Annotated in this window: 14 protein-coding genes; 4 read left to right on the forward strand and 10 right to left on the reverse strand. The window is 46.4% G+C overall.

The annotated features are described in order from the left end of the window. Positions 1-164: 164 nt before the first annotated feature. The 5 genes from rplS to ffh form a co-directional block, all read right to left on the reverse strand. Positions 165-524, reverse strand: coding sequence for a 50S ribosomal protein L19 (gene rplS, locus CWE13_RS04040; RefSeq protein ID WP_126806176.1), 360 nt, complete (start codon positions 522-524; stop codon positions 165-167). Between the two features lie 31 nt (positions 525-555). Then, positions 556-1,320, reverse strand: coding sequence for a tRNA (guanosine(37)-N1)-methyltransferase TrmD (gene trmD, locus CWE13_RS04045; RefSeq protein WP_126807300.1), 765 nt, complete (start codon positions 1,318-1,320; stop codon positions 556-558). An 11-nt stretch (positions 1,321-1,331) separates the two neighbouring features. Then, the gene (rimM, locus tag CWE13_RS04050; RefSeq protein WP_241973630.1) at positions 1,332-1,892 is read right to left on the reverse strand and encodes a ribosome maturation factor RimM; all 561 of its coding nucleotides are present in this window, start codon (positions 1,890-1,892) and stop codon (positions 1,332-1,334) included. Between the two features lie 25 nt (positions 1,893-1,917). Then, on the reverse strand, positions 1,918-2,166 hold the full coding sequence (rpsP, locus tag CWE13_RS04055; RefSeq protein WP_007421085.1) for a 30S ribosomal protein S16: 249 nt from the start codon (positions 2,164-2,166) through the stop codon (positions 1,918-1,920). A 129-nt stretch (positions 2,167-2,295) separates the two neighbouring features. Further along, complete coding sequence (gene ffh / locus CWE13_RS04060; protein WP_126806178.1) at positions 2,296-3,660, reverse strand: signal recognition particle protein; 1,365 nt, start codon at positions 3,658-3,660, stop codon at positions 2,296-2,298. A gap of 189 nt (positions 3,661-3,849) precedes the next feature. Here ffh and CWE13_RS04065 point away from each other — a divergent pair, with 189 nt between their 5' ends. Then, positions 3,850-4,641 carry a cytochrome C assembly family protein gene (locus CWE13_RS04065; protein ID WP_126806180.1) on the forward strand — a complete coding sequence of 264 codons (792 nt, stop codon included), beginning with the start codon at positions 3,850-3,852 and terminating at the stop codon, positions 4,639-4,641. An 83-nt stretch (positions 4,642-4,724) separates the two neighbouring features. Next, positions 4,725-6,017, forward strand: coding sequence for an HlyC/CorC family transporter (locus tag CWE13_RS04070; protein WP_126806182.1), 1,293 nt, complete (start codon positions 4,725-4,727; stop codon positions 6,015-6,017). Between the two features lie 87 nt (positions 6,018-6,104). Here the strand turns inward: CWE13_RS04070 and CWE13_RS04075 are convergent, their stop codons facing one another. Both CWE13_RS04075 and gshA read right to left on the reverse strand, forming a co-directional pair. After that, complete coding sequence (locus tag CWE13_RS04075; RefSeq protein ID WP_241973631.1) at positions 6,105-6,689, reverse strand: transglycosylase SLT domain-containing protein; 585 nt, start codon at positions 6,687-6,689, stop codon at positions 6,105-6,107. A 134-nt stretch (positions 6,690-6,823) separates the two neighbouring features. Next, positions 6,824-8,404 carry a glutamate--cysteine ligase gene (gshA, locus tag CWE13_RS04080; protein WP_126806184.1) on the reverse strand — a complete coding sequence of 527 codons (1,581 nt, stop codon included), beginning with the start codon at positions 8,402-8,404 and terminating at the stop codon, positions 6,824-6,826. Between the two features lie 87 nt (positions 8,405-8,491). Between gshA and CWE13_RS04085 the strand changes: the two genes are divergently transcribed. Together CWE13_RS04085 and CWE13_RS12550 are read left to right on the forward strand one after the other, a co-directional pair. Next, on the forward strand, positions 8,492-11,206 hold the full coding sequence (locus CWE13_RS04085; RefSeq protein WP_126806185.1) for a PAS domain-containing hybrid sensor histidine kinase/response regulator: 2,715 nt from the start codon (positions 8,492-8,494) through the stop codon (positions 11,204-11,206). 4 nt (positions 11,207-11,210) lie between these two features. Further along, positions 11,211-11,384, forward strand: a complete 174-nt coding sequence (locus CWE13_RS12550) for a hypothetical protein (RefSeq protein WP_007421092.1) — start codon at positions 11,211-11,213, stop codon at positions 11,382-11,384. Between the two features lie 58 nt (positions 11,385-11,442). Here the strand turns inward: CWE13_RS12550 and CWE13_RS04090 are convergent, their stop codons facing one another. From CWE13_RS04090 to CWE13_RS04100, 3 genes are read right to left on the reverse strand one after another with little or no spacing between them, the layout of a single operon-like run. After that, positions 11,443-12,573, reverse strand: coding sequence for a sodium ion-translocating decarboxylase subunit beta (locus CWE13_RS04090; RefSeq protein ID WP_126806187.1), 1,131 nt, complete (start codon positions 12,571-12,573; stop codon positions 11,443-11,445). Positions 12,574-12,576: 3 nt separating this feature from the next. Then, positions 12,577-14,385, reverse strand: coding sequence for a sodium-extruding oxaloacetate decarboxylase subunit alpha (gene oadA / locus CWE13_RS04095; protein WP_126806194.1), 1,809 nt, complete (start codon positions 14,383-14,385; stop codon positions 12,577-12,579). A 3-nt stretch (positions 14,386-14,388) separates the two neighbouring features. Then, positions 14,389-14,670: an OadG family protein gene (locus CWE13_RS04100; protein ID WP_126806196.1), complete on the reverse strand. Its 282-nt coding sequence runs from the start codon at positions 14,668-14,670 to the stop codon at positions 14,389-14,391. Between the last annotated feature and the right edge of the window lie 65 nt (positions 14,671-14,735).

Consider the following 14,735-nt stretch of genomic DNA (forward strand, 5'->3'; position numbering starts at 1 on the left):
TTAGCTAGTGATTCCCCTTACCGGGCTCACAGAGGACTCACACCTCCAAGTCATCCTGCCAGCACCACCTGCACAGGAACAGCGCCTGTCAAGGCGCTACGCGCCGTGCCCGGCGCACCACAAAAAAAGGCCCCGGAGGGCCTTTTTTATGCTCGAAGAGAAGCTTAACCAAGCTTTTCTTTGATACGAGCAGATTTACCGCTACGCTCACGTAGATAGTACAGTTTCGCACGGCGAACAGCACCACGACGTTTCACGGTGATACCCGCGATAAGTGGGCTGTGCGTTTGGAAAGTACGCTCAACGCCTTCACCGTTCGAGATTTTACGAACTGTAAATGCACTGTGTAAACCACGGTTACGGATACGAATTACAACGCCTTCAAAGGCCTGTACACGCTCACGCTCACCTTCTTTAACCTTTACATTGACGACAACAGTGTCACCCGGAGCGAACGCCGGGAGATCTTGCTTTAGCTGCTCATCTTCAAGCAACTTAATAATATTCTTGCTTACTTTAGCCATGATTTTCTCCGCCTAGATTATACTACCCGAGCTAATCCTGCTGCTGCGAATCGATACTTTCGATAAATGCATCTAGCAGTTTTTGCTGCTCGTCAGTCAGAGCTAGGTTATTTAAGAGTTCAGGTCGCCGCTGCCACGTTCGCCCTAGGGCTTGTTGCAACCGCCACCGCCTTATTTCTTCGTGGTTACCGCTAAGTAACACCGACGGAACCTGCTTGCCGTTCAAAACTTCAGGCCGTGTATAATGTGGGCAATCTAATAATCCATCAGCGAAAGAATCTTCCGTTGCTGAATTTTGATGCCCCAAAACACCTGGCACTTCGCGCGCTAACGTATCAATCATCACCATTGCTGGGAGCTCACCGCCGCTGAGAACAAAATCCCCAATCGACCACTCTTCATCAATATCGGTTTCGATCACACGTTCATCTATACCTTCATAACGACCCGCAACTAGCACCAACGCTTTATGTTGAGAGAGTTCGCGAACACCTTGCTGATCTAACTTGCGGCCTTGCGGCGATAAGTAAATCACTTTTGGTTCCACGCCAGCTTGTTGCTGAACTCCTACTTTGGCATCGCGTATTGCGGCACGTAGCGGAGCAACCATCATCAGCATTCCGGGGCCACCGCCATAAGGGCGATCATCCACGGTGCGATGGCGATCTGTTGCATAATCTCGTGGGTTCCAAGGGGTTACCGAAAGTAAGCCTTCTTGTACCGCCCGCCGAGTTACGCCGTATTCAGTAATCGCACTGAACATTTCCGGAAAGAGAGATACAACTCCCACATGCAAACTAGCAGCCATTAGAAATCAGCTGGCCAATCTACCGTTATCCGGCCTTCTTCTGCATCAACCTTCACAATGTACTGTGATTGTAAAAACGGAATTAGGCGTTCACGTTTACCAAACGCATCGTTATGGTTGGCTGTTACTACCAAGACATCATTCGCCACGGTAGATAACAGATGACTCACAGTGCCCATATCGTAATTTTCAGTATTTACAACACGAAGCCCTACAAGATCACGCCAATAAAATTCATCTTCTGCAAGCTCCGGCAACTTTGCTGCCGGAACGGCGATTTCCAAACCCGTATACTGCTGTGCAGTATTTCGGTCTTGAATATCCGCCAAACGTGCTACCAGATCTTTGTTATGCCAACGCCATTGGCTCACTTCGATCTCGCGCCACTGCCCATTGCGGCCAATTAGCCACGGGCTGTAATCGAATATGCCTTCTTGATTCTCAGTGTAAGCATTAATGCGCACCCATCCTTTGATTCCGTAAACTGCACCAATGGTGCCTACTACTACGTTCTCATTATCTTGAGTTTGCTGTTCTGCCATTGCTTGAGATTCACTCATATTCAGTTGTGTACCGGTTTGTTGATTACGCAGCTTTACGCGCGTCTTTGATCAACTTAGCTACGCGCTCAGAAAGTTGTGCGCCTTGACCTACCCAGTGTTCAACACGGTTTAGATCTACACGTACTTTTTCTTCCTGGCCACGAGCTACCGGGTTAAAGAAACCGACATTCTCAATGAAACGCCCATCACGAGCGTTTCGGCTGTCGGTAACTACCATTTGGTAGAATGGACGCTTTTTAGCGCCACCCCGTTGTAATCGAATGGTTACCATTACCGTTATCCTATCTTTTTCAATGTTTTCAAAGGTTAAAGAAACCCACCCGACACTAGGTCAGGGGGCTGCATTATTCTACGTATTTTTCGCGTAAACGCAAGTAAAACTGAGGGTTTGAGCAGATTCTTAACGGCCGGGGAACATTCCCGGAGGCATTTTGCCACCCATTTGCCGCATCATCTTCGCCATTCCGCCGCCTTTCATTTTCTTCATCATTTTTTGCATTTGCAAAAATTGCTTCAGTAATTTGTTCACATCTTGCACCTGCACACCAGAGCCAGCAGCAATTCGGCGTTTCCGTGAGCCTTTAATTAAATCTGGATGCTCACGTTCTTTTGGCGTCATCGAACTAATAATCGCTTCCATACGAACCGTTACTTTATCGTCCATTTGCCCTTGCATTTTTCCGGCCATTTGGCCCATGCCTGGCAATTTATCCATTAACCCCATCATGCCGCCCATGCTGCGCATTTGCTGCAACTGCTGACGAAAATCCTCGAGGCTAAACTTACCGCTCTTCATTACCTTCTTGGCAACTTTCTCGGCTTCCGCCCGATCTACTTTCGATTCCACTTCTTCAATAAGCGAGAGTACATCGCCCATACCTAGAATCCGTGAAGCCACACGATCAGGATGGAACGGTTCTAATGCATCATTCTTTTCACCAACCCCTAAAAACTTGATTGGTTGGCCAGTGATATAACGAATAGAAAGCGCGGCACCACCGCGCGCATCACCATCAACTTTGGTTAATATCACCCCGGTTAAAGGCAGTGCTTCACCGAAGGCTTTCGCCGTATTCGCCGCATCTTGCCCGGTCATGGCATCCACAACAAACAAGGTTTCGATAGGCTTAATGGCCGCATGTAGCGCTTTAATTTCTGCCATCATGGCTTCATCAATCGCTAATCGGCCAGCCGTATCCACCAACACTACATCAATGAATTTCTTGCGCGCATAATCAATCGCCGCGTTCGCGATATCTACTGGCTTCTGATCAATGCTCGATGGGAAGAATTCCACATCAACATCGGCTGCCAAACGTTCCAGCTGCGCAATTGCTGCAGGGCGGTAAACGTCGGCGCTCACTACTAAAACTTTTTTCTTCTGCTTTTCTTTCAAGAAACGCGCAAGTTTGCCCACACTGGTGGTTTTACCCGCACCTTGTAAGCCCGCCATCATCATTACCGCTGGCGGCTGTGTGGCTAAATTCAGTGGCGTATTGGCTTCGCCCATCGCCGCTTCTAATTCTGCCTGCACGATTTTCACGAAAACCTGGCCCGGGTTCAGGTTTTTATTTACCTCAACACCCAGTGCCCGCTCTTTCACTTTGCCAATAAATTCTTTTACAACCGGCAGCGCCACATCCGCTTCGAGCAACGCCATGCGCACTTCGCGTAAGGTATCTTTAATATTATCTTCGGTTAATCGCCCGCGTCCGCTGATATTGCGTAAACTTTGCGATAAACGATCGCTCAGGTTTTCAAACATACTATCTTCCTGTAAGCCGAGTTTCGGGTATTATAACGGAATGAGGTTGGGTTTGGTGATTTACAAGCCTATACTCTTCCTTTATTTTGATATTTTCCGCGTATTTTTCTTACGCCGCGTTCAATTACGCGAAATTTTGCGCTTTATTTGCGAAAATTGCGTTAACTGATAACAAGGATTTAATTACTAATGCTCACAGCGTTCACTACATTTAGCATTGTGGCCTATTTAGTTGCTGGCTTTCTGGTGAGTAAGCGTATCAGTTCACCGCAGAAGATGCAGCGGCGCACCCTTATTATTTCAATATTGGCCCTGATTGGCCACTTCGTAGTGGTAGCCACTGTTTTAACGGAAACTGCATTAGTAAAAATAAACTTGTTCACTACCTTAGCCATCATTACGTGGCTTATTTGTCTATTTAATAGTTTACGGGGTGAACAACCCGCGAGCCTCTTGCTACGGCCATCTATTTTTGCACTCGCTGCGATGAGCTTAGTCGCCTTGTATATCGTGCCCGCTGATGTTGGTCGGCCATTAGAAATGACCCCAGTATTCGCACTACACATCAGCTTAGCCTTGTTAGCATCGAGCATTCTTACATTAGCTACATTATATGGTGTGCAATTGCTTTACGTGAATCGGCTACTGAAAACCCATAGCGTAAAAGCAGTTTCCGAGCGCATGCCTTCGTTGATGTCTGTAGAGCAATATTTTTTCCGCTTGCTCACCGCTGGTACCGTGTTACTTACCTTCGCTATCATTGTTGGCTTTTTCTACCTTGATGATATTTTCGCCCGTGGTCAGCTACACAAAACTATTTTCTCATTGGCTGCGTGTTTAAGTTTCGGTGCCATCGTTGTTGTTCACCACTGGCGCGGGCTACGTGGCCGCATTGCGGTGTACTACACCATAGTTGCTAGCGTACTATTAGTGCTTGGCTACTTTGGAAGCCGCTTTGTACGTGATATTATCATTAGCTAATCGGCTAAAATGATGCGTTAGGCTTGACTTCGCCACTGCTATCCCTACATTAAGAGTCTTACTATAAACCACAGGGTTCTCTCTTGAACGACATAGCTACAAGTACATTATTTCTAATACTTTTTATTCTTATCGTTGTTTCAGGCTATTTTTCTGGCTCTGAAACCGGAATGATGTCGGTAAATCGCTACAAACTACGGCACTTAGCGCAAGGTGGCGATAAGGGTGCCAAGCGTGTATCAGCGATGCTCGATCGGCCAGATCGCCTAATTGGTTTGATTCTAATCGGCAATAACTTGGTTAATATCGCTGCCTCCGCAATTGCCACTATTATTGGTATGCGCTTGTACGGTGATTACGGTATCGCTATTGCCACCGTTATCCTTACCCTCGTTATTCTAATATTTGCCGAAGTTACTCCAAAAACGATTGCTGCGTTGCATCCAGAACGCGTGGCATACCCAAGTTCGTTGTTGCTCTCGCCGCTAATGAAAATCTTTTATCCATTAGTAGCTACCGTTAATTTTATTACCAACAATATCATGCGCTTATTAGGGATAAACCCAAAATCAGCCGGCCGTGATACCTTGAGCGCAGAAGAATTACGAACCGTGGTGCACGAAGCGGGTTCACTCATACCCTCGCGCCACCAAGAAATGTTGATCAGTATTCTCGATTTAGAAAAAGTTACTGTTGATGACATTATGATCCCGCGCAACGAAATTGCAGCGATTGATATCAACGATGAATTACCGGCGATTATTCGCCAGCTCAATCATATGCAACACACCCTAATATTGCTTTACCGCGGTGAAATCGACGATGCGATTGGGTTCTTGCATGCACGTGATGTTTTGCGCTTGCTTACCCGGACACAAGTAGACCCAGATAAAGCTTCACTGGTGCGCACCGCTCGCGATATATACTTTATTCCGGAAGGCACGCCACTCAATGTGCAACTGGTGAAGTTCCAACGCAACAAAGAACGTATCGGCCTTGTCGTTGACGAATACGGCGATATTCAAGGTTTAGTTACCCTTGAAGATATTCTAGAAGAAATTGTCGGGGAATTTACCACCACTATTGGCGGCCAAAGCCACGAACACATGGATAAGCAAGCTGATGGCAGCTTTGTAGTGGAAGGCACGGTGAATTTACGTGATTTAAATCGAGAGTTAAAAATAGAACTCCCCATCGATGGCCCGAAAACCTTGAATGGCTTAATTATTGAAGAGTTTGGCGATATTCCTGAATATCCAATGTGTATTCGTATTTCCGGTTACGCTATTGAAATTGTGTCGGTAAATGATAACCGTATTGAGAAAGTTCGTATTCAGCCGCAAACGAAGAAGCGGCGCAAACTATTAGGCAAATAAATACGGATTTATTGCGCCAACTCGTTGCCAATAAAAAGGGCGTTCTGTAATGAACGCCCTTTTTATGACTCAAAAATTCGTTAAGAATTAACCGAAGAATAAACGACGGAACCAGCCTCGGTTTAATTTATCTTCACACTGATTCAGTTGCTGTGCATAAGTAATAGCACGCGCATCCACACGGCGTGAAACTTGCACCAACCATTCTTTTTGTAAGTACGTTTGGCGCTGATAACCACCCCAACCCTCGTGATAATTCAAATATTGAGCGTAGGCATCCCACTTGGAAACACCGTTAATACGCTGTGATTTATCCATAAACCAACCAATGAAATCCATAGCATCGCCAAAGTTATCGCGGCGCGCACGGCGATTTCCGGTTTCACGAATATAATCATCCCAGGTCATTGTTTTTGCTTGCGCATAACCATAAGCATCACTGATTCGCCCCCACGGAATAAATCCAAGAATATATTTTCGTGGTGGCGCTGCATTATGTTTAAACGAACTTTCTTGATACATGATCGACATCGGCACGTGAATCGGCACGCCCCACTCTTCATTCATTGATTTTGCAGCGCGCCACCAATCGCGGCGCTCTTCAAAAATATTGCAGATATTTTCAGGATCTCGTGGTGGTGCGGTTGCGCAACCAGCAGTTATTGCAACCATTGAAAGTACCACTAAAGCACGCATCGCAAATTTTTTTCTAGGCAATCGGAACTTTTCCCTATCCACATGTTCAGAGTTAATGTGTAGAGTTTTCATGTGTTAGATCCCTTGGTAAGTTTGGTTAGCGCGCCTTTTTAGGCGCGCTTTTTTTTATCCAATGCGCGTTGAAAATAAGCCGTTAAAAAATCACCAAAACTTCCCGTATCCTTGGCTTCTATTTCGGCCTGCTCCGCTAATGATTCTGCCGCCATTTTCTGAAAATCAGATTCGGAATAATACTCAAATTCTGAATTCTTTAAAGCATCGCGATATTCAACCGCTAAGCGCATACCAACATGTTGGAACATCTTGCTCGCTTCTTCATACATGCGAAACAACTTAGCGGAAAACGTTGCTTCTGGGTCCGTGATAGCAGGAGCGAAGGTTTGCAGCGCACTATGATATTCAGTAGCTTCATCCTCTAACACGTCGGCTATCTTAGCTAATTCAGCAAACAGGTGCGCTAAACGATCTTGCACTGAATGCTCGCCTGCTTCATCTGTAAGTGTTAAGCCTGGCTCACGGCCTCGCAGGACAATTTTGTTCACATTTTTCTCAGTTGCCTGCTGACATTCAATATTCAATTCTGGGCTATCGGTGAACAAACAATACAATAAAAATAAATCTAAGAAACGCATTTGTTCGGCGCTAATACCTACCGCCGTAAACGGGTTCACATCCAGAGCGCGTACTTCGATATACTGAATACCTGCGCGCTCCAAAGCTTGCGTAGGCGTTTCTCCTGATTCAGTTACCCGCTTTGGCCGAATCGGTGAATAGAATTCATTTTCAATTTGTAGAATATTGGCATTCAATTGTTGCCAATTATCACCATCTTGCACACCAATATTGGCAAACTGCTCGGAACGCGTGAATACAGCTCGGCGTAAACCTGCCACATAATCGTCCAGCGAATTATAGGTAATTTTTAACGCGGCTTGTTCTTTGTTGGTATAGCCCAAATCGCTCATTCGCAACGATGTTGCATGCGGAACATACACCATTCCTGAGCTCAACTCATGGAAATTAAGGTCGGCAGAGCTGTGTTTTAGAAAAGATTTACAGAGCACCGGTGAGGCGCCAAATAGATATGGGATAACCCACGCCCAGCGTTTAAAGTTACGAATCAAACCAAAGTATCGCTCTGAGCGGTAATCGGCGTTGTTTTCCCTACCATCCTCGGCGGCCAATAAAGGCCAAAGTTCATCACTCACCGACCAATTAAAATGCACACCTGAAATCGTTTGCATTACGGCACCATAGCGGTGCGTTAAGCCTTGGCGATAAACCGTTTTCATTGTACCCACGTGCGATTTACCAAATTGAGCTAGGCGAATATCGCTGGTATCGTTCAAATAACAAGGCATGCTCAAAGGCCACAAATATTCCTCGCCAATATGCTTATAACTAAAGCGATGCACATCGCGCAATTGCGCCAATGTAGTAGGAATAGAGGTGCTAACCGGCGTGATGAATTCCATCAACGCTTCGGCATAATCAGTAGTAATCAATGGATGGGTTAAAGTTGCGCCGAGAGCCGCAGGATGCATCGTTGTAGCAAGTTGCCCCTCACTGGTAATACGCAGCGTTTCACGCTCGATACCACGGTTCATTTTTGCCAATGCAGTGCGAATTTCTGCGTGCTCGAATTGCTCTAAACGAATGGTTTGCTTCATTGACAAGGCAACATCCCGGAAATTGTCTGATATGATAAGCATTAGTGTGCCACATTCATCGGCAAAATGCAGCGAAAGGAATACAGCTTGAAAACAAAACCACGCTCTCGAATTTGGGTTTTATTGCATCATAGCTATTGGCTTTGGAATATCCTTGGCTGCGTTGCAATTCTGTTTATGCCTGCCCCTATTCCTGCCATTGTGGCCGTTATTCTGCTAATTATGGCCTTAATTTACGGCTGGCAAACATGGCGTGGCTATCGCGAAAGCACCTTAAATACAGGCTCGGCAAAACCCGAGTTTTTTTCTACTTCAAGTACGCAATTGCTGCAGCAAGTATTCAATGATCTTCCGAACCGGGTTTATTGGCGCGATAAAGATCTGCGTTTTGTTGGCGCGAACCCGGGATTTTTGCGTGATTTTGGCCTCTCATCGGTACAAGAGCTACATGGCTTAAGTGATGCTGATTTGCCGCTACTCGCGCAAAATCCTGAGTTGCGTGCCCGCGATGAACAAACCTTTATCCAGCAAATGCCTTCTTGCAATCAAGAAATGCGCATTCAACTTAACCTCAACGATGATTCGCTCGAGCACGTGCGCTGGGCCGAACATTCGAGTGTGCCGTTATACGATGAGTACGGCGAGATCATCGGGATTCTGGGTAGCTATTACGATATTTCCAGCATAAAGCGCGCAGCCGAAGAAATGTCTCGGGCCCGTGAAACCGCTGAAGAAGCGAGAGCCGCTGCTGAAACCGCGAACTTAGCCAAGAGCGATTTCCTCGCCAACATGAGCCATGAAATTCGTACACCTATCAACGCAATTGTGGGGATGGCGAACTTAGCCTTAAAAACCGAGCTCACGGATAAACAAAAACGCTATGTGAAAGTAATTGATTCTTCGTCGCAAGCCTTGCTTGGGGTTATTAATGATATTTTAGATTTCTCAAAAATCGAAGCCAATAAATTAACCATCGAACGTATTCCCTTTGATCTCGATGAGGTGCTTGGCACCTTGGCTGACATGTTCGCCTACAAAGCCTACGATAAAGGCTTAGAGTTCATCATTAACCTGCCCGCAAATATTCCTACGATGCTTATGGGCGACCCGCTGCGGCTACAACAGGTTCTTATCAATCTTGTTAGCAATGCCATAAAGTTCACCGACGACGGTGAAATTAATGTGTCCTGCACCTTGCTCGATCGCAGTGATGATAAAGTTTGGCTACGTATTGAAGTAAAAGATACCGGCCTTGGCATGACCGCCGAGCAAACCGCTAAGTTATTCCAAGCCTTTACCCAAGCCGATACCTCAACCACCCGTAAGTTTGGTGGCACTGGATTAGGTTTAACGATTTCCCGTCGGCTCGTTACCCTGATGCAAGGTGATATTGGTGTAAGTAGCAGCCCTAATCAAGGCTCTAATTTCTTTATTGAGTTGGTATTACCGCTGCAAGAGAGCCAAGATAGTTCTCATCATCAGTTATTAATGTCGCAATTGCGCCAAGTTCGCGTGCTCGCTGTCGATGACAACACCAGTACCCGTGAAATGCTAAAAGAAACCTTACGCTCCTATCAGATGGACGCATACACCTGCCATAGTGGCGAACAAGCCATTAAGCAGGTAATTGCAGCCGTTGAAGAAGGAACACCTTATCAACTCATGCTCATTGATTGGCGCCTACCGGGAATGGACGGCCTAAAACTAGTTGAACGTATTAAACAAAAAATTCCAGCCGAAAAACAACCGAAAATGATTCTCGCAACAGGTTATTATGCCGAAGAGTTGGCGGAAAAGGCTCGGCAAGTGGGTACCGATGATTTCATTACCAAGCCGTACACCACCGCAACCCTAGCGCGAGTAATGACCGGTGCTATGTTCGGCAGCCGTAAACAACAAGCCGCAGAGGCAAATGCACAGAGTATTCCCGAGGGCCTGCAAGGCGCACCACTATTGGTTGTTGAAGACAACGAAATTAATCAACACGTAGCTCGTGAAATGCTCAACGGGCATGGTTTCAATGTTGATATTGCCGAGAACGGTGAAATTGCGGTTAGCATGGTGCAAGAAAACCAATACGCGATTGTATTGATGGATATTCAAATGCCGGTAATGGATGGCTATCAAGCCGCTGAGCAAATTCGCCAATTCTACAGCTATCAGCAATTACCGATATTGGCCATGACGGCAAACGCGATGAGTGGTGATGCCGAAAAATCGCTTGCGGCGGGCATGCAGGGCCATATCCCTAAACCCATTGATGAATCGCTGTTACTCGCGCAAATTAGTAAATGGGCTATTCCTGGCCCATACGAACATTGCGAGAAGCCAGCAGTAGAAGCGAAAACACCGGAAGCGCCGCACCGATACCCACAAATGCGTGGTATTCAGTTAGAGCAGGCGTTGAGCCGAATTAACCACAACGTTGAACTTTATACTAAATTGCTTGATCATTTAGTGAGTAGTTATCGCGGCAGTGCTATCAAAGTATCCGAGTTTATTAGCCGCGGTCAGCATGATAATGCACGTCGTTACTTTCATTCGTTGAAAGGTGCGGCAGCAAACTTAGGTTTAAAGGCGTTGGCCGACAAAGCAGCAAGTTTAGAGAATGCAGTAACCGAACGAGATGTGGGTTTAATTGCCGACCAAATCAGTGGCTTAGAAGCCTTGCTCGATCACGCTGAACAAGCCGCTCAAGATCTTCGTAGCTTGGAGGCGGATAACTTGGAAGCAGATAGCTTGGAAGCAGATAACTTGGAAACCGATACCACAGAAGCTAATTCGAAAGCACCACCGGAGTAATATTATGATTCGATTTCTTTTCCTCATTCCCCTGTTGCTCTGCGTAATTTGGACACTCTATCTACAAATGCGCGGTCATCGAATTCGTGATGGCAAGCAAGGTTACATTTATATCATTGTCATTAGCGCCGTTATCGCCGCCTTTTATACAGTAATGCTCTGGCTCACCAACTTGTGAACCAGAGCATTATCAGTACACGGTAAGCATACACCTAGCGCTTTATTGGTGTAATAGTTTATCCCGCTAATGCTAACAAAATACCTGCCGCTACCGCAGAACCAAGTACGCCAGCAACGTTTGGCCCCATCGCATGCATTAATAAAAAGTTATGTTGGTTAGCGCGTAAGCCTTCTTGATTCACTACGCGCGCAGCCATTGGCACAGCCGATACACCAGCCGCACCAATTAGCGGGTTAATTTCTTGCTTACTCACTAAGTTCATGAGCTTCGCCATCAAAACGCCAGCGGCGGTGCCCAAACAAAAAGCAAAAGCCCCGAGTAACAAAATACCTAAGGTTTGCACTGTTAAGAAGGAACCCGCTGTGAGCTGTGCACCTACGGCAAGCCCTAAGAAAATAGTGACTAAGTTAATAAGTTCGTTTTGCGCCGCTTTACTTAGGCGATCAACTACACCTGATTCACGCATTAAGTTACCAAAACAGAACATACCGATGAGTGGTGCCGCTGTTGGTAACAATAAGAACGTGAGTATCAGTACCATTAATGGAAATAGTATCCTTGCCCGTTTTGACACTGGTTTCAGCTGCACCATTTTGATTTCACGTTCTTTTTTCGTGGTCAGCAAACGCATAATCGGAGGCTGCAATACCGGAACCAAAGCCATGTATGAATATGCGGCCACAGCAATAGCACCAAGCAGTTCAGGGGCTAATTGTGATGACAAATAAATAGCGGTAGGGCCATCAGCACCACCAATAATGGCAATCGCCGCCGCTTGTTGAATGGTAAACTCAACTCCCGGCACTAAATTAAGCGCTACAGCCCCAACTAGGGTAGCGAAAATACCAAATTGTGCCGCAGCTCCGAGCAACAACATACGGGGATTCGCCAACAGCGCACTGAAATCGGTCATCGCGCCCACGCCTAAAAATATCAGCAGTGGGAAGAGCCCTGTAGCAACACCTGAACTATACAGTGTGTATAAAACCCCACCAGCCTCATTCATTCCTGCTAGCGGGATATTGGTAAGTACGGCACCAAAGCCAATAGGCAATAACAACAACGGCTCAAATTTATGCACAATGGCCAGATAAATGAGCAATAGCCCAACAACAATCATAACCAGAGCGCCAAACGACAACGACGCAATGCCAGTTGTGGCCCACAAGGTATTTAATGTTTCCAAAACCTAGGCTCCTTGCAAGGTTAACAACACATCACCGGAAATCACGCTATCGCCTTCACGCGCAGTAATTTCAGCTACCGTGCCAGCAATTTCAGAGCGTACTTCTGTTTCCATTTTCATGGCTTCCAAAATCACCACAACATCGCCCGCTTGCACCTTATCGCCAGGTTTCACTTGGTACTTCCAAAGATTACCCGATAATGGTGCGTTGATAGGCCGCGAATCGCCGCTTGCTGGTTTTTCAGAAGGTGCTGGAGCACTTTGCTGATCTTGCTCTTTTGCGGGTGCCTGAGCCTGTTCAGAAGCTTTTAAGCTTCCATCAGGCCCTACTTCTACAGAAAAGCACTCGCCTGAGATACAAACATCGTAGCGTTCAATGCTGTTATCACCGGTTTCCGATTTCCGTACCGGCTTTTCTTTTTCAGTACCCGGTGCTGGTTCAAAAGCAGAAGCATCATCCCGGTTCTTCAAAAACTTCAAGCCCACTTGTGGAAATAGAGCGTAGGTGAGGACATCATCTACTTCTGCTTCGGCTAACCGAATATTGTCCGCTTTGGCTTTTTCTTGTAGCTCTTTAGTGAGGCTATCTAATTCATTGTCCAACAAATCAGCTGGTCGACAGGTAATTGGCTCGGCGTCGCCTAACACGGTTTTTTGTAAATCAGCATTCACAGGCGCCGCGGTAGCGCCATATTCACCTTTCAAAACGCCCGCTGTTTCTTTACTAACTGATTTATAGCGTTCGCCAGTGAGTACGTTCAAAACCGCCTGGGTGCCAACAATTTGCGAAGTTGGTGTTACTAATGGAATAAACCCAAGATCTTCACGAACACGCGGAATTTCTTCCAGCACTTCATCAAACTTATCCAACGCTTTTTGTTCGCGCAGTTGGTTTTCCATATTGGTTAACATACCGCCGGGAACTTGTGCCAATAGAATGCGCGCATCAACACCTTTCAATGAGCCTTCAAAACGCGCATATTTCTTCCGCACATGGCGGAAATAGCCAGCAATTTCCTCGAGCGCCACTAAATCTAAACCGGTATCGCGTTCCGAGCCCTCTACCATCGCCACCAAGGTTTCAGTAGCGCTGTGGCCGTAGGTCATACTCATTGAAGAAATAGCGGTATCCAGCATATCAATGCCAGCATCAATCGCTTTTTGATAGGTTGCGGTGCTTAATCCTGTTGTGGCATGGCATTGCATCGCCACCGGAATTTTTAAGTTGGCTTTTAGATCGGTAATGAGCGCTTCGGCTTCATACGGGCGTAACAAGCCAGCCATATCTTTAATGCATATTGAATGGCACCCCATCGCTTCCATCTCAAGCGCCATTGCTACCCAGCGTTCACGCGTATGTACTGGGCTCACCGTATACGACAACGTACCTTGCGCATGGCCATCATTGGCAATGGTTGCTTCAATCGCGGTTTTCAAATTGCGGACATCGTTCATCGCATCGAAAATACGGAAAACATCAACGCCGTTCACACGCGCACGTTCCACAAAACGCTTCACCACATCATCGGCATAATGGCGATAGCCTAGAAGATTCTGACCACGCAATAGCATTTGCTGGCGTGTATTTGGCATGGCTTTTTTAAGCTCACGTAAGCGTTCCCACGGATCTTCACCCAAGTAACGAATACAAGAATCAAACGTGGCCCCGCCCCATGTCTCTAAAGACCAATAGCCAATTTTATCGAGCTTTTCCGCAATCGGTAGCATATCGTCGATACGTAAACGGGTTGCCAGAAGTGACTGATGGGCATCGCGAAGTACCAGCTCGGTTAATAAAAGAGGTTTAGACATGAATTACTCCTGTTGGTCCGCAGCGCTTCCTCGCGCCTGCCGATATTTTTGAACCGCAACGGTAACTGCAGCAAGCTTTGCTGCCGCAGAGGCATTATCTGAAGATGCAACGTTGGGTGTTTCTTTTGCTGGTGTTTGCGCATCCACACCGCCCTTCGGCGCTGTGATTTCTGGGCAGAGTTTGGTAAGTAGCCCTACAGCAAAAGTAAGAAGAATCAGAAATATAAATACGCCCCCCATTCCGGCGAGCATAATTTCAAATGTATCAGCAAACAAATCAGACATAGTACGCCCCAGCAACAAGTGCTTTATCGACTAGCGTTTAAAATTGTTATGCAATTGTAAAGTGC

Origin of the sequence: Aliidiomarina shirensis (genome assembly GCF_003987345.1) — a bacterium.
GTDB classification, from domain to species: Bacteria; Pseudomonadota; Gammaproteobacteria; order Enterobacterales; family Alteromonadaceae; genus Aliidiomarina; species Aliidiomarina shirensis.

What these genes read in the sequence shown, in the direction of transcription:
- ffh (WP_126806178.1), bottom strand. Translation starts at nt 3,660, where the DNA reads ATGTTTGAAAACCTGAGCGATCGTTTATCGCAAAGTTTACGCAATATC.
- rplS (WP_126806176.1), bottom strand. Translation starts at nt 524, where the DNA reads ATGGCTAAAGTAAGCAAGAATATTATTAAGTTGCTTGAAGATGAGCAG.
- rpsP (WP_007421085.1), bottom strand. Translation starts at nt 2,166, where the DNA reads ATGGTAACCATTCGATTACAACGGGGTGGCGCTAAAAAGCGTCCATTC.
- CWE13_RS04100 (WP_126806196.1), bottom strand. Translation starts at nt 14,670, where the DNA reads ATGTCTGATTTGTTTGCTGATACATTTGAAATTATGCTCGCCGGAATG.
- rimM (WP_241973630.1), bottom strand. Translation starts at nt 1,892, where the DNA reads ATGAGTGAATCTCAAGCAATGGCAGAACAGCAAACTCAAGATAATGAG.
- CWE13_RS04065 (WP_126806180.1), top strand. Translation starts at nt 3,850, where the DNA reads ATGCTCACAGCGTTCACTACATTTAGCATTGTGGCCTATTTAGTTGCT.
- CWE13_RS12550 (WP_007421092.1), top strand. Translation starts at nt 11,211, where the DNA reads ATGATTCGATTTCTTTTCCTCATTCCCCTGTTGCTCTGCGTAATTTGG.
- oadA (WP_126806194.1), bottom strand. Translation starts at nt 14,385, where the DNA reads ATGTCTAAACCTCTTTTATTAACCGAGCTGGTACTTCGCGATGCCCAT.
- CWE13_RS04075 (WP_241973631.1), bottom strand. Translation starts at nt 6,689, where the DNA reads ATGGTTGCAATAACTGCTGGTTGCGCAACCGCACCACCACGAGATCCT.
- gshA (WP_126806184.1), bottom strand. Translation starts at nt 8,404, where the DNA reads ATGAAGCAAACCATTCGTTTAGAGCAATTCGAGCACGCAGAAATTCGC.